2 rRNA genes are annotated in these 573 nt (G+C 46.4%); both read right to left on the bottom strand.

Annotation, left to right across the window (positions count from 1 at the left end):
* Window positions 1–106, bottom strand: a 23S ribosomal RNA gene (locus tag ACUY2T_RS10285); the annotation flags it as partial.
* A gap of 393 nt (window positions 107–499) precedes the next feature.
* Window positions 500–573, bottom strand: a 16S ribosomal RNA gene (locus ACUY2T_RS10280); the annotation flags it as partial.

Raw genomic sequence — 573 nt, 5'->3', positions numbered from 1 at the left:
GATCAACGCTCGATTGACAACTCCCCGAGGACTATCGCGGCCTTCCACGTCCTTCATCGGCTTATCATGCCCAAGGCATCCACCGTGCGCCCTTCACAGACAACACAAAATACTAAGACACCCACACCACAACAGTGCAGACCATCAGCGCATGAACACAATGATTTCAAACAAAAATCACAAAAAAGAAGATACTCGCGTCCACTATACAGTTCTCAAACAACACAACACCCAAAACAACACAATCACCATCATCGGCAACCACATCACTTCAAGGCGCTCACACAGGAACAAAATAGATTGTCCCAGACACCCAACAGCCATGACAAACCAAAAACACCTTTGCTAACCCAACCCCAAAAAAACAGTGCCAACCCCAACACACGCACACTCTTAAACAAACAATGTGACACGATCCAACAACCAACAACCACAACAAAAATGGTTGAACCGGTTACCTATTCACCCAGAAACAAAAATAAACAAAAATACTCCTTAGAAAGGAGGTGATCCAGCCGCACCTTCCGGTACGGCTACCTTGTTACGACTTCGTCCCAATCGCCAATCCCACCT

The sequence above is a fragment of the Corynebacterium sp. 22-2729 genome (assembly GCF_053479475.1).
This window is presented reverse-complemented; position numbering and strand designations above follow the sequence as displayed.